Genomic DNA, 25,368 nt, shown 5'->3' on the forward strand with positions numbered 1-25,368 from the left:
ACAATGTAAATGTTACATCGAAATATTTTTATTTAATGTTACAATGAATGATGTCCCATGGCCTAGTTTACTTTCAACTTCGATTTTGCCTTTATGCGCTTCGACAAGATGCTTTACAATCGCTAGTCCTAGGCCTGTCCCTCCAGAGTTCCTACTTCTTGCTTTATCTACTCTGTAAAAACGTTCGAAAATACGAGATATATCTTCTTTTCCAATTCCAACTCCTGTGTCATTAACCCTTAAAACAATATGATCATTCGTCTCGGAGGCAGTAATAAATACTTTACCACCAGCTGGAGTATAGTGAATTGCGTTATCAACTAAATTAATAATTACTTGCTTTAATCTTAACGCATCAGCATATACAACTAACGGACTATTTAAATATAATTTGAAGTCTATATTCTTCTCTTCTGCTTTTTGATTAAGCATTTGCTGTACATCTTCAATAACTTGTTTTGCTGATACTTCTGCAAGATCTAATTTAAAATTCTGTTGCTCAATTTTTGAAAGGTCTAACAAATCTTGAATAAGTGTCTGCATACGATCACTTTCCGTTAAAATAATCGATAAGAAGTTTTTACATAACTCATCATTTTCCATTGCTCCATCTAGTAGAGTTTCAGTAAAACCTTTAATAGATGTAATAGGTGTTTTAAGCTCGTGGGATACATTTGCAAAAAAATCTTTTCGAACTTGCTCTAATTTCTTTAATTCACTTATGTCATGGAAAACAAGAACGATTCCTTTCCACTCGTGATTTATCCCAATGATTGGTGCACCATATATTTCAAAATGTTTTCTTTCAATTGATAATGGCAGAATGATTTGCTTTCTAACTTTTATTTCTTTTAGAAAAATTTCTTCCACAATTTCAATGACTTCTTTATGTTTAAATGCGTCATAATAAAGTTCACCCAGTATACTTCTGGAGTCAATTTTGAATGTTTCTCGATATGTTTTATTAATTAGGTTTACATGACCCCTACTATTAATTAAAACAACCCCGCTACCAATATTATGGATTAATGTGTTTAATCGATCTTGCTGCATTTCTTGTTGACTAGTCATTTCTTGTAGATTTTTTGCAAGTACATTCATTGCTTGACTTAACATTGTTGTCGATTCATTACTTTCAGCTAATGTTCTAGCTTTATAATTCCCTTTGGATAATTCAATTGCAACTTGTGTAATATCTTCAATTGGTTTTGAAAATTGATGCGAGTATCGTATCAGTAAAACTATGATGGCAAATAAAACAAAACCTAATAATGAAAATAATAACATCGAAATACTTCGGTAAACTTCTTTGATTGACTTAGTTGAATAATCGACAATTAAAAATTGCTTATTGCCATGTTTATCTGTAATTTTCTTGCCATAATATTTAGCTGCAGAATCTTTTTCAGTAAATTTAGCTGCACTCTCTACTTTATCAAGTCGTTCTAGATAAGTTTTTAAATCCTTTGATGATATATTCAATTCCACATTCTCATTGCTAGATTTAGCAATCAGATTATAGTGATCATCAAATAATATAATATCGATATTTAAGTCCTTTGATATCTTTTTTAACGTCTGATTAGATATATTCTTTGTTAATGGTGTATTCGACTCCATAATTGAGGCAATTAAGTTAGTTTCTTTCTCAATTCTTTGGTCATAGTTTGTCAGATAAAAGGATTTAAATATTTGCCCTAGTACGATTCCTAATATAACAAGAATAACGATTATGATTGCAGAGAATCCATAGAGCAATTTTCGATTAAGATTACTCATTTAATCTTGGTTCCTCTAATTTATATCCTAATCCACGAATTGTTTTTATATAAACTGGTTTTTTCGAGTCTAGTTCAATTTTTTCTCTTAAATGGCTAATATGAACATCGACAATTCTAGTGTCTCCAGCAAAATCATAATTCCAAACAGCACTTAATAATTGATCTCTAGTTAATACTCTACCTTTATTTTTCGTTAAATATAATAATAACTCAAATTCCTTAGGTGTTAACTCTAGTTTTTCACCTTGGAAATATGCTTCATAGTACTCAGGTAGAATTTTTAGATCAGCTATTATTAAAGTATCAGCATCGTCATTTGATTGTACTGGTGTCTCAGTAATTTTAGATCTTCTTAAAATCGCTTTAACTCTAGCTACGACTTCTCTTGGGCTAAATGGTTTTGTCATGTAATCATCGGCACCAAGTTCGAGTCCTAACACTTTATCAAATTCATCATCTTTTGCTGTAACCATTAAAATAGGCGTCGTATTTCTTTGTAGTCTTAATTCTTTACATACTTCCATACCATCTTTTTTAGGTAGCATTAGATCTAGAACAATTAATTCTGGTTTTTCCTCTACAGCCTTTTGTAAACCTTCATCCCCATCAGTAGCTGTAACAACTTGGAAGCCTGCTTGTTCTAGGTTAAATTTGATTAAAGTTAAGATATGCTCTTCATCGTCAACTACAAGAATTTTATTGTTCATTTCATATTCCTCCAGGTCATTGTTAACCCCTCATCCATTTGTAACTATTTTATTATTTATGTCTACTTTTTAATCATACTAAAAATTCCATCAGACGTAAAACGTAAAAAGCAGGGATGGAAAGTTCATTCAAAAGTAAAACAACAAAAAAAGAATGTCAGAGTTGACATTCTATAGTTAAAAATTTTCATATAATAGAGCATTCGATTGGTTTACCGTTGGTGGAATTACTGTCAGTTTTCCATTAGCAATTTCAGTTTGCGTTTTATTTAAAACGCTTACATTAATACATACTTCATTTAAATCTAAGTTAATTTCGACTACCTCAAAATGAATTGAAATTGTTTCATTGTGATATATATGTTGATCGAATTGAAGTTCTTTTTTTATAATATGACTTCCTGGACCAGGTAAATGTTTTGTAACTGCTGCAGAGACTAGCCCGCTTATAATAAAACTTGGAACAATCGGTTTATTATATTTTGTTTGAGAAGCATAGTTGTATTGAGTATATAATGGGTTTGTATCGCCTGTTAAAGCCAGGTATAAGTAAATATGTTTTTCATCAATATGTTCTGTTACAATTAACTTTTCACCAATTGAAATGTCTTCAAGTTTTCGTCCGATTTTTGCTTTTTTAGTTAACATATTAAACCCCCTGTTTATCTTAATATTTTAAAAATTCGATAAACAACAGCAAATTTCCTTCTTAATCGGCAAAATTTTTATAAAAAAACTTATAAAAATTTTTACTTTTCGTCTGTTTATATTTTCCCCCTTATGGATGATAAAATTCTATCTTTCTCCTTAATAAGTAATTAAATACTCTATATTCGTTCTGTATAAAAATCATTGTGGTTTGTTGCATAAAAAACTTGTACATACTTATACCGTGAAACGACAATTCAGATGCATAAGTTTTTGGTATAATTTAGTAGATAAGATGATTAAATTAAAGTTTGGCTAAGTGAAAAGGAGAGATGGACATGTCTTATACAGTTGATTTTAAAAATGTGTCTACGGTTGGTTTAGAGTCTTCCCCAGTAGTAGATGCACTTGCTGGTTTACGTGCAAATGAAGCTCGTTATTTTATGAACAAGTACAAACATGAATTTACGGTTGTACCAGCTAGTGAAAGTCAGGAGACACTTGATTATGTTAACCGAATTTTGAAAGAAGAACGTGATATCGTATTCGCTGCTAAACCTTTAGAAACATCTCGTTTTCAAGTGGAAAATATTAAATTTACCTACGTCTTTTATGAGGATGGACTTTCGGTAAATGTTATGTATACGGTTGATGACCCTAAAAAGCGTGCTGTTGGTTTTAAACTTTCTGACGGAATGGAAATTCCAATGGAGTTAGTAGAGAAGTTTAAGTTTGCTAGGCAGAAGTCTAAACTAGCTGGAACGATTCGTGGCTCATATTTTGTAATTAAAGGTGAATATTAAAGTAGGATAAAATGAAAGACCCACAAGGTAATTAGAAATTACTTGTGGGTCTTCTTTTTAAGCTAAAACGTTCATAACGTTTTTGACAGCTGCAACTGAACGATCTAACGCTGATTTTTCTTCAGCGGTTAAATCTAATTCGATAATTTGTTCAATACCGTTTCCGCCAATAATTGTAGGAACTCCTAAGTAAATACCGCTGTACCCATATTCGCCTTCTAAATAAGCGATTGTAGGTAATACGCGACGTTGATCCTTAAGTATAGCTTCAACCATCTCTACTAAAGATGCAGCAGGTGCATAATAAGCACTTCCGTTACCTAGTAGATTAACGATTTCTCCGCCACCCTTACGAGTACGTTCAACAATAGCTTCTAAACGATCTTTTGGAATTAATTTTTCTAATGGAATACCACCAGCATATGAATAACGCACTAATGGTACCATATCGTCTCCGTGACCACCTAAAACAAATCCAGAAATATCTTTAACGGATAAATTTAATTCTTGAGCTACAAACGTTCTAAAACGTGCTGTGTCAAGAACTCCAGATTGTCCTATAACGCGGTGTTTAGGAAAACCAGCTTCTTTGTATACTGTATAAGTCATTGCATCAACCGGATTAGTTAAAACAACGATTGTACAGTTAGGAGAGTATTTTACGATTTCACGAGTAACTGCTTTCATGATGTTTGAGTTAGTTGATACTAGATCGTCACGGCTCATACCCGGTTTACGAGCGATACCTGCTGTAATGACTACTACATCTGAATCAGCTGTGTCAGCATAATCACTAGTACCAATAATGTTAGCATCAAATCCTTGAACTGGACTTGCTTCAAGCATATCTAAGGCTTTGCCCTTAGTAGGGTTCTCAAGTTGTGGAATATCAACTATCACAACATCCCCTAATTCCTTTTGTGCAAGCAAGAAAGCTGTTGTAGCACCAGTAAACCCAGCACCTACTACGGAAATTTTACGTCTACGAATTGACATACAAATACCTCCCTTTTATTTACAAACACAATTTAATTATACAAGAACTGATTCCATATTTGAAATTAATTCGTTTGCAAATTCAGAACATTTCACTTCAGTAGCTCCATCCATTAGACGAGCAAAGTCATAAGTAACAACTTTTGAAGCGATTGTTTTTTCCATTGATTTAAGAATCATAGAAGCTGCTTCATTCCAACCCATATGCTCAAGCATTAATACTCCAGAAAGAATAACTGAAGATGGGTTTACTTTATCTAAACCAGCGTATTTAGGTGCTGTTCCATGAGTAGCTTCAAAAATAGCATGTCCAGTTTCGTAGTTGATATTTGCTCCAGGAGCGATACCAATTCCACCAACTTGAGCAGCAAGTGCATCAGAAATATAGTCACCATTTAAGTTCATTGTAGCAACTACATCGAACTCACGTGGTCTAGTTAAAATTTGTTGTAAGAAGATATCAGCAATGCTGTCTTTTACTAGGATTTTCCCAGCTTTTTCAGCTTCATCCATTGCTTTGTTAGCAGCGTCTTTACCGCTTGTTTCTACAATGCGATCGTATTCTGCCCATGTAAATACTTTGTCGCCGAATTCTTGCTCAGCAACTTCATAACCCCAGTTCTTAAATGCACCTTCAGTAAATTTCATGATATTACCTTTATGAACTAAAGTTAAAGATTTACGGTTTTCTTGGATTGCATAATTAATTGCTGCACGTACAAGACGTTTTGTACCTTCTTCAGAAACTGGTTTGATACCGATACCAGATGTTTCTGGGAAACGGATTTTATTAACACCCATTTCTTTTTGTAAGAATTCGATAACTTTTTGAACTGCTTCAGAACCTTTTTCATATTCGATACCTGCATAGATATCTTCAGTGTTTTCACGGAAAATTACCATGTCAGTATCTTCTGGACGTTTAACTGGTGAAGGTACACCTTCAAAGTAACGTACAGGACGTAAGCACACAAATAAATCTAATTCTTGACGTAGAGCAACGTTTAAAGAACGAATACCACCACCAACTGGAGTTGTTAAAGGTCCTTTAATTGCGATCATGTACTCTTCAATTAAATTTAAAGTTTCTTGAGGTAACCATTCACCAGTAACATTAAATGCTTTTTCACCAGCAAGAACTTCTTTCCATTCAATTTTACGATTACCATTATATGCTTTTTCAACAGCTGCATCTAAAACACGTGATGATGCTGCCCAAATATCTGGGCCTGTACCGTCGCCTTCAATAAAAGGAATAATTGGATTGTTTGGCACGTTTAATTGGCCGTCTACTAATGTAATTTTTTCAGCTTGCATTACATGCTCCCCCTTGTATAAATAAATTAAATTCATTAAAATACATGCTTTTGAGAGGAAGATTCCTCTTCCTCTCTTTACTATACCACTATTATTCGAATATTAAATACTATTTTAAGTATTCAATTATTTCTTTATGCACGCTCTTCAATTGGAATGTAAGAGTTTTTCTCTGGTCCTGTATAATCTGCACGCGGACGAATAATACGATTATTTTCATATTGTTCTAAAATGTGTGCAGTCCAGCCAGACATACGGCTAATAGCAAAGATTGGAGTGAATAAATCATGTTCAATTCCTAAGCTGTGATAAACAGATGCAGAGTAGAAATCAACATTTGGTGGAATATTCTTTTGAGTTGTAACAAGTTCTTCAATTTTTTCAGACATTGTGTACCATTTTAACTCTCCAGTAATTGCACCTAATTGACGAGACATTTCTTTTAAATGTTTCGCACGTGGGTCCCCACCACGATATACGCGATGTCCGAATCCCATAATTTTCGCTTTAGCATCCATTTTCTCTTGAATGTAAGATTCAACATTTTCAATCTCACCGATTTCAGCTAACATTTTCATAACGCTTTCATTTGCGCCGCCGTGTAATGGACCTTTTAAAGCTCCAATCGCAGCTGTAATACCTGAATAAATATCAGATAATGTAGCTACGCAAACGCGTGCAGTAAATGTCGAAGCATTTAATTCATGGTCAGCATGTAGTACTAAAGCCTTATTAATTGCTTCTTCAGCAATTGCATTAGGTTTATCACCTGTTAGCATGTATAAGAAGTTAGCCGAATAAGATAAATCTTTATTAGGAGCAACTGGTTCAAGCCCTTGACGAATTCGAGAAAACGCTGCCACAAATGTTGAAACTTTAGCTTGAAGTTGGATTGCTTTAAGATAATTTGAATCTGAGTCCATTGCTTCAGCATTTTTATCATACAATGCAAGCATTGAAATAACTGTACGTAGTACAGTCATAGGATGTACATTTTTTAAATTAGTTGATTTTAAGTAAGTAATAACTTCTTCTGGTAATTCGGCATTATCTGCTAATTGAGAAGCAAGTTCTTTAAGTTGATCCTTATTTGGTAACTTGCGATGCCATAATAAATATACTACTTCTTCAAAACTTGCATATTCTGCTAATTCATCAATACCGATACCCACATACGTTAATGTATCATCAATAATAGAACTTATAGAAGTCGTAGCTGCTACAACACCCTCTAAACCACTTTTAACTGTCATATTCCCCTCTCTCCTTTACGCAAAAATTTCCCTAGTATTTAATACATACATATACTGGTATAACTCTTTTTAAATACCGAGTATATATAGAAAGGAACCCTACTATCACTTATTATAAACAATAATCTGACTTTTGTGAATGAAAACAATTTACTAAAATATAATTATTATGCAATTACTTAATTAATTCTACAATCCAAATGAATAGATATGCGATTCCAGCTCCAATTAAAGGCCCTACTGCAACCCCTTTAAATACCGCTACAGACAGTACAGTACCTAGTACTAATGCTGCTGTTATTTGTGGACTAGTTGCTAATAATTGTACTCCACCTTTTGCCAAAAGAGCTACGGCGATACCAGAGAGTAGTGCGATCCAGGCAACAGGGGTTTTTAATGCATCAATCAAATTTTTAAAACCGATTTCTCCGGTCGCTATTGGTACTAATACAGCAATCGTAATGATTGTTACGCCTAAATTAATACCTTTTGATTGCATATACGGAAATACTCGAACTCCTAAGGGAGTATATTTTAGTACTAACAATACTATAATTGAAATAATTAAAGAGTTATTTTTAGCGATTGCACCAATTAATAATAAAACTAAGAGAAAAATTGTCGATTCACTCATTTGTTAGTATCCCCTTAATGTATAATTTATTAATAAATACTATCAAACTTTACTATTATAAAAAAATAATTCTTGATAAAATAAGACAAGAGGACTCATTTCACTTTGGAAGGAGGTAAAAGTTTGAATAGAACTTTAGTTTTTCAGATCATTCGGTTTTTATTTGTTATCGCATGTACTATTCTAGGTCTTTACGTGGCACTATTCATCTCAAAACTTACATACCCTTTCATCATTGCTTTAATCATTGCATACCTTTTAAATCCACTAGTAAATTTTTTAAACGAAAAAGCCAGAGTACCTAGAGGAATAGCAGCATTTTTATCAATTATTTTACTATTAGCTATTCTAGCAGGATTATTTACATTACTAATTACGGAAATCATCTCAGGCTCTACCTATTTAATTCAAGTTGTTCCAGAAAGCTTTGAACGATTAATTTATTTCGTTGAAAATCTTGTTACTGATAAGGTGATTCCTTTATATGACTTGATTATGAGTAAATATAGTCAACTCGGAGCTGGTCAACAACATACGATTCGCACAAATATACAATCGATTGGCGATTCTGCAATTAATCTAGGAAAAGAAGCATTAAATGGTATTATTGTAGGGATTAAGTTAGTAATCGCTTTATTACCAAATACTGCTACCTTAATATTCGTTTCTTTATTAGCAACTTTCTTTATTAGTAAAGATTGGTACAAAATAAAAAATTTATTCGCAAAATATACACCAGATCGAATTCAACATTACAGCAAAACAATTTTTATTGATTTACGAAAAGCTTTATTTGGTTTTATTAAAGCACATATCACTCTTATTTCTATGACGACTGTGCTAGTCTTAATCGGATTATTAATATTAAGAGTTCCTTTTGCAATCACTATAGCTATTCTAATTGGCTTCATCGACTTACTTCCATACCTAGGAACTGGCTTAATTTTCATACCATGGATCTTATATACATTTCTGTCTAGCGATTATAAATTAACGATTGGTCTCGCAATTTTATATGGTGTTGTAATTGTCCAACGTCAACTTGCAGAGCCAAAAGTTCTATCTTCAAATATTGGACTACAACCACTTCCTACTTTAATCTCGATATTTGTTGGTTTTAAATTTTTTGGTCTACTAGGATTGATAGCCGGTCCAGTAACCTTAGTAATTTTATCAACTTTGTATCGAGCAAGAGTCTTCCATGAACTTTGGTATTATATTAGAGGTTCGAATTAAACTGAAAATCAATTTATTATTTCTTTGCAAAAATAAAACGAGAAAGCTAACCGCTTTCTCGTTTTTTTGTCTCTGATAAAAAATCAATTGTATTTCCAATGTTTATTTCTTTATATAACCTGTCCAAACAACATTACCCTTTAGCCTTTTCATGACAAAATAAATAAGTTGTTGAACAAATTTGATTCTAATTGGTTTAATTAGCAAAACGATTGCTAGTAAGTCGGTAATTGGTCCTGGAATAAAAAATAGGAGGCCAATTAGGAAAAATGACAATCCCTCTATCATGATTAAATCCGGCATTTTGCCAGCCCGAATCTGTTCTCCGGCTTGATTTTTAACTGTAACCCAAACGGTTCTCATGATATATATACCAATCAAAAGCGTACCGATTAGCCAAAGAAATACTGATAAGGAACCAATTACTCTACCAAGTAATGTTAAACAGATTAAATCAATTAATGGGATTAACAATAGCCAACCAACAAGTTTTTTCATGATCGTTTCACCTCTTGCTTAGAATTAAAAATATATCTCTTAATAATCTTATGCACGTCAAAAAATAAAGAGAAGGAAACTTTGTCCTTCTCTTTATTATATCTTAAAATATGCTTTTATGTCCTGTACTAACTATTCCTCTTGAAGCATCTACTGTAACAGCTTGACCGTTTACTAAGATGTTTGTTGCATTTTCAACTCCAACAATTACTGGAATACCTAAGCTAACACCTACTACTGCAGCATGGCTAGTTAATCCACCTTCTTCAGTAATAATAGCCGCTGCTCTTTCAATCGCTGGCATCATGTCTCGATCTGTACTATTTGTTACAAGAATACTTCCTGGTGTAACTTTCGAAACAGCTTCTTCACCAGTTTTTGCGATGACAACTTTTCCTGCAGCAGTTTTGCGACCAATACCTTGACCTTGAGCGATCACGTCACCTACTACATGGATTTTCATCATATTTGTCATACCTGTTTCACCAACTGGTAATCCAGCAGTAATGATGACAGTATCACCATTTGAAACAAATTTAGCGTCTTGAGCCGCTTCCATAGCATGTTGTAACATTTCGTCAGTTGAGTTTGCTCTTTCTCTATATTCAGTTTGTACTCCCCAAACTAAAGTTAGGCGGCGACAAATACGAATATCAGATGTAATAGCTAATATAGGAGCTTTTGGACGATATTTTGAAATCATTTTCGCAGTATGTCCACTCTCAGTAGGAGCAATAATTGCAGCTACTTTTAAGTTTAAAGCCGTTGCTGCAACCGATTGACCAATTGCATCTGTAATTGTTCCTTTATTTTCTCTTTGACGCTTTTTAAATAATTCTTCGTATTGTAAGCTTTTTTCAATTCGAAGCGCAATTGAGTTCATCATTGAAACAGATTCGACTGGATATGAACCTGCAGCAGTTTCTCCTGATAACATAATTGCATCAGTTCCATCAAGAATGGCATTTGCAACGTCACTTGCCTCTGCTCGTGTTGGTCGAGGATTACGTTGCATAGAATCTAACATTTGAGTAGCTGTAATTACTGGCTTACCTAAATTATTACATTTTTTAATTAATAGTTTTTGAACGATTGGTACCTCTTCTGGTGGAATTTCTACACCCATATCACCACGTGCAACCATTAAACCATCTGAAACCTCAAGAATTTCATCGATATTATCGATCCCTTCTTGGTTTTCGATTTTCGGTATAATTTGAATATACTCAGCGCCATGTTTACCTAAAAGCTCACGAATTTCTAATACATCAGAAGCTTTACGAACGAAAGATGCGGCAATAAAATCAACATTTTGTTCAATACCAAATTGGATATCGCTTATATCTTTTTCTGTAATACCAGGTAAATTTACACGTACATTTGGTACGTTTACACCTTTTTTATTTTTTACTAAACCGCTGTTTAACACTTTAGTACGAATATCATTTCCTTCAATACCGATAACTTCTAATCCGATTAATCCATCATCGATAAGAATTCTAGAACCAACATGTACGTCATCAATTAAACCTTCGTAAGAAACCGCAAATTTTTCTGCTGTACCTACTACTGGTTCTGTAGTAATAATAACTTCATTTCCAGTTGTTAATTCTGCTTGGCCACCTTCAAAATCTAAAGTACGAATTTCTGGACCTTTTGTATCTAAAAGAATCGCTACAGTTCTACCAGTTTGTTTTGAAGCCTCGCGGATACTTGTAATTCTTGCAGCATGCTCTTCATGAGAACCATGCGAGAAATTTAAACGTGCTACGTTCATTCCTGCATTAATTAACTCTACTAATTTTTCTACCGATTCACTAGCAGGACCAATCGTACAAACTATTTTTGTTTTACGCATTTTTTACCCTCCAAATTTATATAAAACTCTATACTATTACGAAATTTATGAAATCGATTGCCCAATTAAATCTAACTAATTAAATTGAAAGTTCTTGAGATAATTGGTACATATCTCGATCAAGTTCATGCTTTTTAGATAGTGCTTCGATAATGTCATGGTCAACTAACTTATTATTTTGGATTCCAACACAACGTCCACCTTTGCCCTCCATAAGTAGTTCAACCGCTCTTGCTCCTAGACGACTTGCTAAAACTCGATCAGCAGCACTTGGTGAACCACCACGTTGAACATGTCCTAAAACTGTTACACGTGTATCAAAGTGAGTTCGCTCTTGTATTACTTTACCTATCTCAATTGCACTTCCGACGCCTTCTGCAACTACAATGATACTATGTTTTTTGCCACGCTCACTACCACGGTTTAATTTACTAATAATATCATCCATATCATAGTCACATTCAGGTATTAAAATCGTTTCTGCACCATCAGCTAACCCTGCCCATAATGCAATATCACCTGCGTTACGACCCATAACTTCAATTACATATGTACGCTCATGTGATGTCGCTGTATCACGAATTTTATCAATTGCATCAATAACAGTATTTAATGCTGTATCGAATCCAATTGTAAAATCTGTACCTGGGATATCATTATCAATTGTACCTGGAACACCAACGCAAGGATAACCATGTTCAGTCAGCTTCTTTGCACCTTGATATGATCCATCTCCACCAATAACAACTAATCCTTCAATTCCGAACTTTTTAAGTTGTTCGATCCCTTTCATTTGTCCTTCCAATGTTTTAAATTCTGGACAACGAGCACTAAGTAGTTTTGTCCCACCACGATGAATAATATCACCTACAGAACCTAACTCTAGCTTCTCAATATTTCCATTAATAAGACCAGAATAACCTTGGTATACACCATAAACTTCAAGACCATGGAAAATCGCTTTCCTTACAACTGCACGTACAGCAGCGTTCATTCCTGGAGAGTCTCCTCCACTAGTTAATACGCCAATTCTTTTCATTATGTATTCACCTCAATGATTTTACCTTATGCATTTATTCATTTTTATAAAGTACCATGTAATGCCTATTTAAACAATAGAAATAATGTGAACTTTTTCATAAACTTTTTTTAATGAATGAAACACTTTTAAAAAGTATGACGACATCTTTATGCATATTGCTATTTTTTACTAATTTTATAAAAAAAATACAAAAAGAGCATGCTAACATATTGTTTCACACACTCTAGAAGTTAAACTAAATATTATTGGTTAAAAGAAATTTTCCCTAACTTTGCGTGTTTTTCATATCGTTGTTGAACTAGCTCTTCTTTATCCATAGTTAACAGTGACTTTAATGTTTCATATAAGTACTTGTCAATATACTTAGCCTGTTGTTCAACATCATTTTGCGCTCCACCTTTTACTTCAGGAATAATTTGGTCAACTACACCTAAATCTAATAAGTCTGGAGCTGTTATTTTCATTGTTTCAGCTGCTCTACGTGCTTGTGAAGAATCTTTCCATAATAATGCTGCTGCACCTTCTGGTGATATTACAGAGTAAGTTGAGTTTTCTAACATCAGTAACTTATTACCAATTCCTAATGCTAAAGCTCCACCACTACCACCTTCGCCAATTACAATACAAATAGTAGGTACTTTTAAGCCTGCCATTTCAAAAATATTTCGGGCAATTGCTTCACTTTGTCCACGCTCTTCAGCTGCCTTACCAGGATATGCACCTTTTGTATCGATAAACGCGATAATCGGTCTGTTAAATTTCTCTGCTTGCTTCATTAAACGAAGTGCTTTTCGGTACCCTTCTGGATGTGGCATACCGAAATTACGTCGAATATTTTCTTTTGTATCTTTACCACGTTGATGTCCAACGATAGTAACCGGTAATCCACGGTAAGATGCGATACCTGAAACGATTGCAGCATCGTCTCCAAATAATCGATCACCATGACACTCAAAGAAATCTGTAAATAATCTATTAACATAATCTAAAGTAGTTGGTCGTTCAGGATGTCTAGCAACTTGTACACGATCCCAAACTCCCATGTTACCGTATATTTCATTTTCTAAGGTTTTTAAACGTTCTTCTAAACGTCTGATTTCTTCAGAAAAATCAACATCATGTTGACTTGTATAAACCTTAAGTTCATCTATTTTCGTCTTTAGTTCATGAATCGGTTTTTCGAATTCTAACATAACCACTATTGCAAGACACCCCCTTGATGTAAGTTAAGGATTGTAAATAATTTTGAACGTAATTCTAATCGTGAAATGACTGCATCAAGCTGACCATGATTCATTAGGAATTCAGCAGTTTGGAAGTCTTCAGGTAATTCTTCACGGATCGTTTGCTCAATAATACGTCTACCAGCAAAACCAATTAAAGCACCCGGCTCAGCAAAATTAAAATCGCCTAAAGATGCAAAACTAGCAGATACTCCACCTGTAGTTGGATTTGTCATAATTGAAATTGCTAAATAACCTAGCTCGCTATGCTTTTTAAGCGCAGCACTAGTTTTTGCCATTTGCATTAAACTTAAAATACCTTCCTGCATACGAGCTCCGCCGGATGCAGTAAAAATAATAAATGGTGAACCGTCAGATGAAGCTCGCTCAACTGCACGAGTTATTTTCTCTCCGACAACAGATCCCATGCTTCCCATTCGGAATCTTGCATCCATAACTGCAATTACAACAGGAATTCCGTCGATTTTTCCTTTTCCTGTAACAATCGCCTCGTTAAGCTCAGTTTTTTTACGATCCCCTTCAAGCTTCTCTATGTAATCAGGGAAGTGTAGCGGATTTGCAGAAACCATATTTTGATCAAACTCTTCAAAAGTATCTTCATCAATTAAGCTTTCGATTCTTTCGAATGCTGTCATTTGATGGTGATAACCACAATTATTACAAACTTTTAGGTTTTTTATTAATTCTTTTGTAATACTAATTTTTTTACATTTAGGACATTTTGTCATAACACCGTCAGGTAAATCTTGTCTCATTACTTCTGAAGGTATAGATGCATATTTTTTCTTTTTGGAAAATAAGTCTTTGATTTGCAACCTAATTCCTCCTAACTTTTTTAGTACTAAATACTAATAGGATACTATAAATGTTATACACTTTTTGTTAACATTTGTCGATAAAATTCAGCTAAATTTCGTCATTTCAACCATTTAACCAACTTGAAATTTGTAGAAAATCTAAAAAAATTAATTTATACATTTTTTATGTAATTCCTTTAATTTCCAACAATCTTTGCGCTTTTTTACCACATCTAAGTATTATATCAGATAAAAAAGGATAGTACTACATTACTTAATTTTAGTATTGTAATACTATCCCCATTAATATTGATATCTGGTAATAAAACTATTTAATTAAAGCTAGTTTTTTTGTTTTTTCTTCGATTTCTTTCGGGTCAACATTCAGTCTCGCAACCCCTGTTTCCATTGCAGCTTTTGCTACACTAGCAGCTACTTTTGGAGCCACTCGAGGATCAAATGGCGCTGGAATAATAAAATCTGGAGATAGATCAGCTTCACTTACTAAGCTTGCAATTGCATTTACTGCAGCAATTTTCATCTCTTCATTAATATGTGTAGCACGAACATCTAATGCTCCACGGAAAATTCCTGGGAATGCAAGAACATTATTTACTTGGTTAGGATAATCACTGCGACCAGTACCGATTACTAAAGCGCCTGCTTCTTTTGCATCTTCAGGCATAATTTCTGGATCTGGATTAGCCATTGCAAAAATAATAGGATTTTCATTCATTGAACGAACCATTTCTTGAGTTACTGCTCCTTTTACAGAAACCCCAATAAATACGTCTGCCCCTTCGAGTACTTCTTTAAGGCTACCTTGAATTTTATCTTTATTTGTGTATTTTGCAACTTCATTTTTTACGCTATTCATACCATTTGGACGCCCTTCGTAAATCGAGCCTTTTGTATCACACATAATAATTTGACGAACACCAAAACGATACAATAATTTTAATATAGCAATACCTGCAGCTCCTGCACCATTTAGGACCACTTTAATATCAGCCATATTTTTATTCACTATTTTTAAAGCATTTACTAAACCTGCAAGTGTAACGATCGCCGTTCCATGTTGATCATCATGGAATATAGGAATATTTGTTTCACGCTTTAAGCGCTCTTCTATTATAAAGCAGTTTGGAGCTGCAATATCCTCTAAATTTATTCCACCAAATGTAGGCTCTAACAATTTTACTGTTTGAATGATTTGCTCTACATCTTGCGTATTTAAGCAGATTGGAAATGCATCAACACCAGCAAAGCTTTTAAATAACGCAGCTTTACCTTCCATTACAGGTAATGCAGCCTCTGGACCAATATTACCTAGTCCAAGAACGGCAGATCCGTCCGAAACTACACCAACCATATTACCTTTCATTGTGTATTCATACACTCTGCTTTTTTCTTCGTAAATTTCTTTACACGGCTCGGCAACACCTGGTGAGTACGCTAAACTTAGTTCTTTAGCATTTGTAACTGGCACCTTAGAAACTGTTTCTAATTTACCTTGATGTACTCTATGCATATGTAATGCTTCTTCACTTAATAATGACAAACTATTCACTCTCCCTAATGTTGACGAGTTGACTTTTCAACTGTATATTTCTTAGTGATTTTCTCTTTAAAAGGTAAAAATTTCTTTTTGTATGATATCACATGTATGTTAATAATAAATAGTTTAGAGAAGAATGTCTATTTCTTTAATACAACATTTGCATCTCCTACAATATTTCTTAACATCGAAAGACAATTCACAGAAGGATTCACATAATAGTGTTCAGATAATTGAACAGCTTTTTTATCTTCTTCATAGTAAAGCACAACTTTCGCATGCCCTTTATACTTAGAGATCGTTTGCTGTATTGTGTACGAAATATTTTTATTAGTATGTCCCGTTATTTTAATAAATAAAGTATACTTCTTTTGGTCGTTTATTTCTTCCATTTCTTCGATTGTAAGGACTTCATTTATTATTAATTGTTTTCTTTCATCCCGTTCATCAACTTTTGCTTTAACTACAACTACTTCTTTTTCTTTTAATTTATGACGGTATTTTTCAAAAGTAGTTGGAAATACAACAGCATCAATTGAAGAACTTAAATCTTCAACTTGTAAAAAAGCCATATGCTGCTGTTTTTTTGTTTTTGTAATCCTTAAGTCCTTAATATAGACAAACAGTAGATGCTCTGTATCTTTCTTCATCATAATTGATGTAATAGTCCCGGCATTACTTTCATTCAGCAACTTCTCGTATTGACTAATCGGATGACCTGATAAATAAGTTCCTAAAGCTTGTTTTTCAAGTTCAAGCTTGATTGAAATTTTCATTGGCTCCACTTTAATAATTTCTGGTTTAGGCACAAAATCTTCATCAAGAAATAAATCAAATTGATCTTCATTTTCAGGTCTTACTATATCCACGTAATCAAAAATCATATCAATATTTGCTAATAGTGTTGCACGGTCGAGCTCAAACTCATCAAAGCATCCCGAAAAAATTAAATTTTCTATACTTTTTCGGTTTAATGCTTTTGGTGAAATTTTAATGCAAACCTCAAAAAAATCTTTATATGGCCGCTTTTGTAGAATTTCTCTTACAGTTGCCATTCCTATATTTTTAATAGCTAATAAACTATATCGAATTCCATTTCCTTCAACTACAAATGCGTATTGACTTTTATTTATTGAAGGTGGATAGATTGGGATCCCTTTTAATTTTGCTTCCCCAATATAATTCGATACTTTCTCTTCACTTCCTATAAAACTCGATAAAAGTGCTGCATAAAATTCTAGAGGAAAATTTGCCTTTAAATATGCTAGTTGATACGCAATCATACTATACGCTACAGCATGACTCCTATTAAATCCATAATTAGCAAATTGGACAATTAAATCGTATACTTCATTTGCAACTTGTTCATCATAACCTTTAGCTATTGCACCTTCTACAAAATGAATTCTTTCTTCATCTAAAACTTCCTTCTTCTTTTTACTTACAGCTCTTCGAAGTAAGTCTGCTTCACTTAAAGTAAATCCTGAAAGTGTCGAAGCAATTTGCATGATTTGCTCTTGATATATGATTACACCATATGTTGGTTTTAATATTTTTTCTAAAACTGGATGAGGATACGTAACATTCTCCAATCCATGCTTATATTGAATAAATCTAGGGATTTGCTCCATTGGACCCGGACGATATAACGCGTTTACAGCCACTATATCTTCAAACTGATTAGGCTGTAATTGCTGTAGTACTCTTCTCATCCCTGATGATTCTAACTGAAATACGCCTGAGGTATCTCCTTTACTAAGAACTTCAAATGTTTTTAGATCTTGTAACGGAATTTCTTCCAAATTAATTACTTCGCCTTTTGCTTCATAAATTAATCGACAGACCTCTTCCAATAAACTTAAGTTACGTAGACCAAGGAAATCCATTTTTACTAATCCAAGCTCTTCAAGGATTTCTGCAGGATATTGTGTTAAAAACACTCCATGATTCCCCTCTTGTAGCGGGACAACATTTGTTAAGGGAAGTTCAGAAATAATTACACCTGCTGCATGGATGCTTGTATGACGAGGTAATCCTTCAACTTGGCAAGCTACCTCAAATATCCGTTTATGAATACCAGAATGTTCAACATGATTTTTAAATGCTTTTGATTGCTCAAAGACATCTTTTAATGAAATTCCTAATGATGATGGAATTAACTTTGAATACCGATCTATTTCAGTTGGTGTAAGCCCCATTACCCTGGCAATATCTCGAATAGCTGCTTTTGCTCCTAATGTTCCGAATGTAATAATTTGTGCAACATGCACATCACCATATTTTGAAGCGACATAATCAATCATTTCATCTCGTCGATGATCTGGAAAGTCAATATCAATATCTGGCATTGTAATTCTTTCTTCATTTAAAAAACGTTCAAATAGTAAATTATAATGTATTGGGTCTACATTCGTAATTTTTAATACGTAAGCCACTAAAGATCCCGCAGCGGAACCACGTCCTGGTCCAACAAATATCCCTTGTTCAAGTGCATATTTAATAAAGTCCCAAACAATGAGGAAGTAATCATTAAATCCCATCTTATTGATTGTATTTAACTCAAATTCTAATCTTTGTTTAAGTTCATCATTTATTTCCCCGTACCGCTCAATCATGCCATTTTCACAAACCATTTTTAAATATTCCACTGTTGAATATTCATCAGGTACTGGATACTTAGGCAATAACGGCTGATGAAAAGGAATCGTTACATTACAGATATCTGAAATATGGATAGTGTTTTGAAATGCTTCTTCCTCATCAGAAAACAGCTTCAATAATTCGGCTTTTGATTTATAATAATATTCGTTGGAATGTAATCTTGGTCTTGATTCGTCCGATAACTTAGTACCATTTTTAACTGAAAATAATGCATCTTGAATAAGTGCATCCTCTTTTTCAATATATCGAACGTCATTTGTAACTACTAAACTGATGTTTGTTTCTTTTTGTACTTGTTTAATGAGTGGATATAGCAAACGATCTTCAGGTAAACCGTGATCTTGAATACTGACAAAAAATTGATCAAAAATTGATTGATACTCTTTTAAATGAACAATAGCTCTTTCTATTTCTCCATTCAGTAGTAAGTTTTCAATTTCTCCCTCGATTCCTGGCGTAATTGCAATCACGCCGTTACTATATGCCGATAACCACTTTTTAGGAATTCCTTCTGGTGATTTTGTCCCTATTATACTTGTAAGTTTTAAAAGGTTTTGATAACCAGTCAGATCTTTTGCTAGAAAAATCATCGGATAAGACTGCTGTTCATCCATTAAAATTGAGATTTTCACCCCAATAATTGGCTTAATCCCCGCTTTTTTACACGCATGATAAAAAGGAATTACCCCGTACATGACATTTTCATCTGCAATAGCAAGCGCAGGATGTCCTTCTCTAACAGCAGCATTAATTAATTCATCTATTTTACATGCGCTTTGCAATAAACTATAAGAACTTTGAACTTGCAAATGAACAAAACTCATCTACATTCCTCCTTACCATCTTTTCAATATAATCTATTCTATCACAAAATACGAACTTACATTCTATTTTTGTTCGTGAAAATTAAAACATATCTTTTATTTTAAACTTACTTTAATACTCATCATACACATAACACTTTGTCCATATATATTAATGGAGGGAGTGAGGACAATTGGAGCTTAAGTTGCCATTTATACCAGCATTAATTTCAATGTATTTTATTTCACTAGGAATCATAATAGGTGGATCGATAATTGGTTCAATCGGTTACTACGTCATTGGACAGCCACCACTTAGCAGCATGTATGATTTATCAATGAAGTTACGAATTTGGGCAATTGTTGGGGCGATTGGTGGAACATTCGATACATTCTATAGTTTTGAAAAAGGATTATTTGAAGGAGAAACAATTGAATTCATTAAGCAAATTTTCATGATTATAGCCGCCATGGGAGGAACTCATACAGGTACAATCATTATCCAATGGTTTACAGGAGAACACGTTTAATGAAAGCTCCTCCAGAACAACTCTCCCACGCTTGGGCTAAATTTTTTGTAGGCATTTTTTTCGGGTTTATCATTAGTTGGCTCGTTTTTATTTATTTTTATGGTGTGACTGAAGAAGAGCAAGTAAAACAAATATCTGAATTAAAAATGCTCAATAAACAATATTTAAGAGATAAAAATATATTTATTGAAAATATGGAGCGAATGAACAAGGAAAAGAAACGAAATTTAACAGTTCAAGATATCAAGGTGACAATTTTAAATTACAAACAATACAATATAAATGCCTTTACTAATAATCAACTTGTTACTGATGTAAAGGATGATCTAAGTAATTTACTTACTCAAGATATTAAAAGCGTTTCACAAAATCGGGAATTATTAAGACGTGCAATCGAAAACAAAGTTTATATTAAAGATGATCGGCGTTTTAAACTTGAAATAGATACAATCTACTTTGATACCGTATTAGAAATCACATTAAAAATAAAAAGCACAAAATAAATGAGAGGCTAGCATTCGATTAGCCTCTCAAATTTATTTTTTTAAGCTTTATTTTTCTTCCCTACAAACCTTTTTTAATTCTTCCACTACTTTTTCTGCTTCTTCCCATGAGAAGACTTTCGCTCCAGAAGCAAGCGGATGTCCACCCCCGTTAAACATAGCAGCTACTCCATTTATAACTGGTCCTTTTGAACGAAGACGTACTCGAATTAAATCCTCTTCCTCTAAAAAGATAACCCAAGCTTTTACTCCTTTTATATGTCCAAGTGAACTTACAGCCAACGAAGCTTGTTCAGAATTAACATTGTATTCATCCATTAGAGCCTTTGTCATGTTTATATGACCGACTCCCTCTTCTGTCAGTTTAAAATTTTGAAGAACATATCCATTTAAATGTGCCATCTCAATTGATGTTTCGTACATATTGTCATATATTTCATTAATTGAAAAATCCTTTTTTATCAAATTACTAGCTGCATGAAAAGTTCTTTCTGTTGTACTTGGAAATAAGAATCTTCCTGTATCTCCAATAATCCCCGCATAAATTAGTCTCGCAGCTTTGTCAGTTACGACTAATTGTTCATTACTACTCTCTGCCAGTTCAAAAATTAACTCACTTGTTGAACTGGCAGTAGTATCTACATGCATAATGTCACCGTATGGATCTACATTCGGATGATGGTCAATTTTAATCAGTTTCTTTCCAGATGAATATCTTGCGTCATCTACTCGTTCAGTATTGGCAGTGTCACAAACAATGACAAGAGCATCCTCATATACTTCATCTGCAATTTCATCCATTTTATATAAATACTCTAGAGATTGTGGCAAATGTCCTACTACATATACTTTTTTAGCGGGATAACTTGCTTTAATCATCTCTGCTAAACCACACTGTGAACCGATTGCATCTGGATCTGGGCGAACATGACGATGAATGATTATCGTATCAAACGAATGTATATCTTTTAAAATTTGTTCCTTCAACATTAAACTCTCCTTTATATGAAAACTTTTGAAATATAGTTTCTATGACTGTAAAATAGAATTATGTATTAGTCATTGAAAGGTGGAAGCTAAGTGAATAGCATTGCAACAATCGTAATTATATCTTTTCTATTCTTCTTATTTTACGTTACCAAATTTTTCTTTACAAGCGAACTATTAACAAAAAAAATTGCCGGGTCACGTGCCAGATTAACTTTTGGATTATTCTTATTGCTTTACGGTATAAATCAAATGGTAGCAAAGCTTGAATTAATCACAATTTGTGTCGGTATTCTTTTCATTCTATTTGGTGCGGCAAATCTATATCGTGGATACTTACAAAATAAGCATTATAAAGCAATTGAAAATAAACAAACTATTTAATCTATAGTAATCTAGAAAGTGAGAAAACTTACATGATGACAGAAGATCTATTTTCATCTAAATTTGATGAACTAGTAGAATTATCACATTCTAGTATTAAACTTCAAAAACTACTTACTTTTGCAGAAGAATTAGAAAATCAAGAGGAATGGGGATATCTATATTACGTTAATATGGAATTAGCAGAAACTGCTTTTTCTATTGGTGAAATAGATTTATTTATTGATACCTTTTTGTGGTGTGTAGATTTATATGATCAAAACGAAGAACGTATCGAGCAAGAGCAGATCCTATGGTTGTACAAGTGGTTGTTAGAAATAATACCTCAGTCCCTCAGATTCTCGTTAGAAGAAATTCACCATTATTTCGAGGATTTTAAGAATCGTTTAGTAATTGCTAACTATTCTTTAAGACCTTATTTTCAATCTCTATTTATAATGAATTTATATTTAAATCAAATTGATTACGCAAAACAAAACTTTCAACTATATAAAAAATCTCCAAAGGATCATTTAAGTAATTGCGAAAAATGTGAAATGTATGGTGAAATGATTTATTTACTAAAAACGGATCATCTTCAAGAAGCGTTAAATTTACAAAATAAAATAATGAATAGCTCAGTTGATTGTGACGAAGCGATTCACAAATCCTACTCAAAATTACTGCTTCCTTTATTAGAAGAAAGCAAAATAGATGAAGCATTAATTATTCAACAAAAAGCTTATTTTGTAACATACAATCGCACAAAATACATTCCTGAACTAAGTGAACAAATGATCTTTTTAACTTTTTGTGATCCTGACAGAGCAATTGAATTGTTCTATAAACATGTTGATTTATGTGATAATCTTTCAAATCTATCATATAAATTCGAGTTTTGGCTAGCAGCATTATTTATGGCGAAAAAATTGAAAATAAATGAAGATGAATTTATTTATGACTTAGAGAAATTAGAGAAAATTGTATATGACTTAGCAAAAGATTTTGATACTAGAAACGAAAATAATGAATTTGTTAATCGAGTTACTAAACTACTTTCGAAATAAATATACGGGATGATATTTTCATAAACTTCAAAGGCAGGGAATGGTTTCCTGCTTTTTTTTTACGTAATTAAAAAATAATGGAAGCCCTAATAGAGCTTCCTCGCTGTTAAAAAACAAACTTCTCAATTTAAATTACCAAATTTTCGTAAAGGAGTAGTGTGATGTTGATTTCCACTACAGGATACTCGCTTTCCATGGGGCGAGACCTGAGCCTCCTCGGCAAGCCTCCGGGGTCTCAGCCTTCCCACTTATCCCATAGGAGTCGAGCACCCCTCCGCTCCAATCAACTTATTCATCGAAAAAAGTCTGCTATAAATCATAATCAAATAGCCTTTACTTAAAGTAACTTAAATACCAGCTTGTCGGTCAATTAATCTCGAAAAATTAAACTAATCAATTGAATTTGTTTTTCTAAAAATTAACTCATAATATTTTTAATTTCTGAAAAAATCACTACTAGTGTTATTGGAAACATGCAATTACTCAAAACTATTAACATTTAAAACCATTAATAGCAATCCAAAAAAATGATAATTTCATCCATAAATAAATGCTCATTTAATGTCCGTTTTCCCTATTGACCATTTTATATTCCAACAGTGTGTAGACAAAGTACAAAAAATTTGATTCTCAGACTGATTGCAAGCTCTTGTCTTTCGAGGAGCGAGAGATGAGCACCATAGACAGCCGAAGCAATGAAGAAAGTGAGCGTTTTCGGGCAATCTGATGGCTTCATATCTCATCGATCTAATAACTGCATCATCATCAATGCTTTGCCTACTAATATTCCTTGCTGAAATACTTCTACATCAACTTTTCCAAACTTACGACCTAATTCTAAAACTTTTGGTTTAATTTCAATTACATCGTCAATTTGAACTGGTTGTACGAAGTAAATTGTAATATTTTCTACGATTAAGTCCCCTTTTTTCATATCACGAACTGCTCGTTTACCTGCCTCGGTTACAATCGTTGTAAATACACCATGTGAAAGAGTACCAATTACATTTGTCATTTGAGGAGTTACATTACATCTAACCGTAAAGTCATCATTTTTTTGCTCTTTATTATTATGGAATTGACTAGTAACGATATCATCAATTGTTTCGCCCACTTGAGGTTGTCGTTGCAATTGCTGTAATGCTTCAAGTACATCTTGACGACTTATAATACCAATTAAGTTATTCGATGTATTTACAACTGGTAGCAACTCTATTCCTTCCCAAACCATCATTCTAGCAGCTGCTGCAACCGACATTTTTTCATTTACACTTATTGGTTGTCTAGTCATCACTTTATCAATTCTTTGCGTACGTTGTTCATGTATAATATCCTTTGAAGTTACAATTCCTATTAGCTTACCTCGATCATCAATTACTGGATATCTTCCATGACCTGTGTCTCTATTATATTCATACCACTTTTCAACTTCATCAAATGGAGATAGTGTAGCTGTTTTTTCAGTTGGGATGAGTATATCTTCAACTAGTACTATATCTTTCTTAATTAACTGATCATAAATTGCTCTATTAATTAACGTGGCAACAGTAAACGTATCATAACTAGAAGAAATAATCGGCATTTTCATTTCATCCGCAAGACGTTTTACACTTTCATCTGTATCAAATCCACCTGTTACTAAAACCGCTGATCCTTCTTTTAATGCTAATTCATGTGCTTTCACTCGGTTACCGACGATTAATAAATTATTTGCACTAATATATCTCATCATCGCATCAAGCTGCATTGCACCAATAACAAACTTATTAAGTGTTTTATGTAATCCTTCTTTACCACCCAAAACTTGTCCATCAACAATATTAACAACTTCGGCAAAAGTTAATTTTTCAATATTTTCTTTTCTTTTCGTTTCAATTCGAATCGTACCTACACGTTCGATGGTACTAACAAACCCTTTGTTTTCCGCATCTTTAATTGCTCTATATGCAGTACCTTCACTTACACTTAAATCTTTTGCAATTTGTCTTACTGATATTTTATGACCGACCGGTAGTTGTTCAATATGTTCTAGTATTTGATCGTGCTTTGTAGTCAATTACCTCACCAAGCTTTCAATGGTTG

At 33.3% G+C, this 25,368-nt stretch carries 22 protein-coding genes; 6 read left to right on the plus strand and 16 right to left on the minus strand.

What is annotated here, in order from left to right:
- Positions 1–12 precede the first annotated feature (12 nt).
- The 3 genes from pnpS to BM319_RS15815 all read right to left on the minus strand — a co-directional run bounded on the left by pnpS (position 13) and on the right by BM319_RS15815 (position 3,136).
- Positions 13–1,779: a two-component system histidine kinase PnpS gene (gene pnpS, locus BM319_RS15805; RefSeq protein ID WP_025568417.1), complete on the minus strand. Its 1,767-nt coding sequence runs from the start codon at positions 1,777–1,779 to the stop codon at positions 13–15.
- Positions 1,772–2,488, minus strand: a complete 717-nt coding sequence (locus BM319_RS15810; RefSeq protein WP_025568416.1) for a response regulator transcription factor — start codon at positions 2,486–2,488, stop codon at positions 1,772–1,774. The genes pnpS and BM319_RS15810 overlap by 8 nt, the downstream gene beginning before the upstream one ends.
- Positions 2,489–2,665: 177 nt before the next feature.
- On the minus strand, positions 2,666–3,136 hold the full coding sequence (locus tag BM319_RS15815; RefSeq protein ID WP_025568415.1) for a MaoC/PaaZ C-terminal domain-containing protein: 471 nt from the start codon (positions 3,134–3,136) through the stop codon (positions 2,666–2,668).
- A gap of 338 nt (positions 3,137–3,474) precedes the next feature.
- Here BM319_RS15815 and BM319_RS15820 point away from each other — a divergent pair, with 338 nt between their 5' ends.
- Positions 3,475–3,939, plus strand: coding sequence for a DUF8821 family protein (locus tag BM319_RS15820; RefSeq protein ID WP_025568414.1), 465 nt, complete (start codon positions 3,475–3,477; stop codon positions 3,937–3,939).
- 57 nt (positions 3,940–3,996) lie between these two features.
- On the opposite strand, the gene mdh is transcribed toward BM319_RS15820, so the two are convergent.
- The 4 genes from mdh to BM319_RS15840 all read right to left on the minus strand — a co-directional run bounded on the left by mdh (position 3,997) and on the right by BM319_RS15840 (position 8,139).
- Positions 3,997–4,935 (minus strand): malate dehydrogenase, encoded by a 939-nt coding sequence (gene mdh / locus BM319_RS15825; RefSeq protein WP_025568413.1) that lies wholly within the window; start codon positions 4,933–4,935, stop codon positions 3,997–3,999.
- A gap of 36 nt (positions 4,936–4,971) precedes the next feature.
- Positions 4,972–6,252 carry an NADP-dependent isocitrate dehydrogenase gene (gene icd / locus BM319_RS15830; RefSeq protein WP_025568412.1) on the minus strand — a complete coding sequence of 427 codons (1,281 nt, stop codon included), beginning with the start codon at positions 6,250–6,252 and terminating at the stop codon, positions 4,972–4,974.
- A gap of 134 nt (positions 6,253–6,386) precedes the next feature.
- Entirely contained in the window at positions 6,387–7,505 is a 1,119-nt protein-coding gene (gene citZ, locus BM319_RS15835; RefSeq protein ID WP_069034596.1) for a citrate synthase, read from the minus strand.
- 175 nt (positions 7,506–7,680) lie between these two features.
- Positions 7,681–8,139, minus strand: a complete 459-nt coding sequence (locus tag BM319_RS15840; protein ID WP_069034597.1) for a DUF441 domain-containing protein — start codon at positions 8,137–8,139, stop codon at positions 7,681–7,683.
- A gap of 123 nt (positions 8,140–8,262) precedes the next feature.
- Between BM319_RS15840 and ytvI the strand changes: the two genes are divergently transcribed.
- Entirely contained in the window at positions 8,263–9,375 is a 1,113-nt protein-coding gene (gene ytvI, locus BM319_RS15845; RefSeq protein WP_091023594.1) for a sporulation integral membrane protein YtvI, read from the plus strand.
- A 102-nt stretch (positions 9,376–9,477) separates the two neighbouring features.
- On the opposite strand, the gene BM319_RS15850 is transcribed toward ytvI, so the two are convergent.
- From BM319_RS15850 to dnaE, 7 genes are all read right to left on the minus strand, one after another.
- The gene (locus BM319_RS15850; RefSeq protein ID WP_069034599.1) at positions 9,478–9,873 is read right to left on the minus strand and encodes an FxsA family protein; all 396 of its coding nucleotides are present in this window, start codon (positions 9,871–9,873) and stop codon (positions 9,478–9,480) included.
- Between the two features lie 103 nt (positions 9,874–9,976).
- The gene (gene pyk / locus BM319_RS15855) at positions 9,977–11,731 is read right to left on the minus strand and encodes a pyruvate kinase (RefSeq protein WP_069034600.1); all 1,755 of its coding nucleotides are present in this window, start codon (positions 11,729–11,731) and stop codon (positions 9,977–9,979) included.
- A 79-nt stretch (positions 11,732–11,810) separates the two neighbouring features.
- A complete protein-coding gene (gene pfkA / locus BM319_RS15860) occupies positions 11,811–12,770 on the minus strand; it encodes a 6-phosphofructokinase (RefSeq protein ID WP_069034601.1) in 960 nt (319 codons plus the stop codon).
- 245 nt (positions 12,771–13,015) lie between these two features.
- A complete protein-coding gene (accA, locus tag BM319_RS15865; protein WP_069034778.1) occupies positions 13,016–13,966 on the minus strand; it encodes an acetyl-CoA carboxylase carboxyl transferase subunit alpha in 951 nt (316 codons plus the stop codon).
- A gap of 5 nt (positions 13,967–13,971) precedes the next feature.
- Complete coding sequence (accD, locus tag BM319_RS15870) at positions 13,972–14,772, minus strand: acetyl-CoA carboxylase, carboxyltransferase subunit beta (protein ID WP_069034779.1); 801 nt, start codon at positions 14,770–14,772, stop codon at positions 13,972–13,974.
- Positions 14,773–15,142: 370 nt separating this feature from the next.
- A complete protein-coding gene (gene ystJ / locus BM319_RS15875; protein WP_175403520.1) occupies positions 15,143–16,345 on the minus strand; it encodes an NADP-dependent malic enzyme in 1,203 nt (400 codons plus the stop codon).
- Positions 16,346–16,512: 167 nt separating this feature from the next.
- A complete protein-coding gene (gene dnaE, locus BM319_RS15880; protein ID WP_069034603.1) occupies positions 16,513–19,857 on the minus strand; it encodes a DNA polymerase III subunit alpha in 3,345 nt (1,114 codons plus the stop codon).
- 173 nt (positions 19,858–20,030) lie between these two features.
- On the opposite strand from dnaE, the gene ytrH reads away from it, so the two are divergent.
- Together ytrH and ytrI are read left to right on the plus strand one after the other, a co-directional pair.
- Entirely contained in the window at positions 20,031–20,366 is a 336-nt protein-coding gene (gene ytrH / locus BM319_RS15885; protein WP_056472224.1) for a sporulation membrane protein YtrH, read from the plus strand.
- Complete coding sequence (gene ytrI, locus BM319_RS15890) at positions 20,366–20,869, plus strand: sporulation membrane protein YtrI (RefSeq protein WP_084006968.1); 504 nt, start codon at positions 20,366–20,368, stop codon at positions 20,867–20,869. The genes ytrH and ytrI overlap by 1 nt, the downstream gene beginning before the upstream one ends.
- A 48-nt stretch (positions 20,870–20,917) precedes the next feature.
- Here the strand turns inward: ytrI and BM319_RS15895 are convergent, their stop codons facing one another.
- On the minus strand, positions 20,918–21,856 hold the full coding sequence (locus BM319_RS15895) for a DHH family phosphoesterase (RefSeq protein ID WP_069034781.1): 939 nt from the start codon (positions 21,854–21,856) through the stop codon (positions 20,918–20,920).
- Between the two features lie 93 nt (positions 21,857–21,949).
- Between BM319_RS15895 and BM319_RS15900 the strand changes: the two genes are divergently transcribed.
- A complete protein-coding gene (locus BM319_RS15900) occupies positions 21,950–22,240 on the plus strand; it encodes a YtpI family protein (protein WP_069034604.1) in 291 nt (96 codons plus the stop codon).
- 32 nt (positions 22,241–22,272) lie between these two features.
- Positions 22,273–23,286, plus strand: a complete 1,014-nt coding sequence (locus tag BM319_RS15905) for a hypothetical protein (protein WP_069034605.1) — start codon at positions 22,273–22,275, stop codon at positions 23,284–23,286.
- 739 nt (positions 23,287–24,025) lie between these two features.
- Here the strand turns inward: BM319_RS15905 and BM319_RS15910 are convergent.
- A complete protein-coding gene (locus tag BM319_RS15910; RefSeq protein WP_069034606.1) occupies positions 24,026–25,342 on the minus strand; it encodes a DRTGG domain-containing protein in 1,317 nt (438 codons plus the stop codon).
- Positions 25,343–25,368: the final 26 nt, after the last annotated feature.

Origin of the sequence: Bacillus sp. UNCCL81, assembly GCF_900112535.1 — a bacterium.
GTDB classification, from domain to species: Bacteria; Bacillota; Bacilli; order Bacillales; family Bacillaceae_G; genus Gottfriedia; species Gottfriedia luciferensis_B.

Bases quoted from the DNA above. Each gene is read 5' to 3' on its own strand.
- ystJ (WP_175403520.1), bottom strand. From the start codon at position 16,345: ATGCATAGAGTACATCAAGGTAAATTAGAAACAGTTTCTAAGGTGCCA.
- BM319_RS15850 (WP_069034599.1), bottom strand. From the start codon at position 9,873: ATGAAAAAACTTGTTGGTTGGCTATTGTTAATCCCATTAATTGATTTA.
- dnaE (WP_069034603.1), bottom strand. From the start codon at position 19,857: ATGAGTTTTGTTCATTTGCAAGTTCAAAGTTCTTATAGTTTATTGCAA.
- pfkA (WP_069034601.1), bottom strand. From the start codon at position 12,770: ATGAAAAGAATTGGCGTATTAACTAGTGGAGGAGACTCTCCAGGAATG.
- BM319_RS15810 (WP_025568416.1), bottom strand. From the start codon at position 2,488: ATGAACAATAAAATTCTTGTAGTTGACGATGAAGAGCATATCTTAACT.
- mdh (WP_025568413.1), bottom strand. From the start codon at position 4,935: ATGTCAATTCGTAGACGTAAAATTTCCGTAGTAGGTGCTGGGTTTACT.
- BM319_RS15840 (WP_069034597.1), bottom strand. From the start codon at position 8,139: ATGAGTGAATCGACAATTTTTCTCTTAGTTTTATTATTAATTGGTGCA.
- icd (WP_025568412.1), bottom strand. From the start codon at position 6,252: ATGCAAGCTGAAAAAATTACATTAGTAGACGGCCAATTAAACGTGCCA.
- BM319_RS15905 (WP_069034605.1), top strand. From the start codon at position 22,273: ATGATGACAGAAGATCTATTTTCATCTAAATTTGATGAACTAGTAGAA.
- BM319_RS15820 (WP_025568414.1), top strand. From the start codon at position 3,475: ATGTCTTATACAGTTGATTTTAAAAATGTGTCTACGGTTGGTTTAGAG.
- accA (WP_069034778.1), bottom strand. From the start codon at position 13,966: ATGTTAGAATTCGAAAAACCGATTCATGAACTAAAGACGAAAATAGAT.
- pyk (WP_069034600.1), bottom strand. From the start codon at position 11,731: ATGCGTAAAACAAAAATAGTTTGTACGATTGGTCCTGCTAGTGAATCG.
- BM319_RS15815 (WP_025568415.1), bottom strand. From the start codon at position 3,136: ATGTTAACTAAAAAAGCAAAAATCGGACGAAAACTTGAAGACATTTCA.
- ytrI (WP_084006968.1), top strand. From the start codon at position 20,366: ATGAAAGCTCCTCCAGAACAACTCTCCCACGCTTGGGCTAAATTTTTT.
- pnpS (WP_025568417.1), bottom strand. From the start codon at position 1,779: ATGAGTAATCTTAATCGAAAATTGCTCTATGGATTCTCTGCAATCATA.
- accD (WP_069034779.1), bottom strand. From the start codon at position 14,772: ATGAGACAAGATTTACCTGACGGTGTTATGACAAAATGTCCTAAATGT.
- citZ (WP_069034596.1), bottom strand. From the start codon at position 7,505: ATGACAGTTAAAAGTGGTTTAGAGGGTGTTGTAGCAGCTACGACTTCT.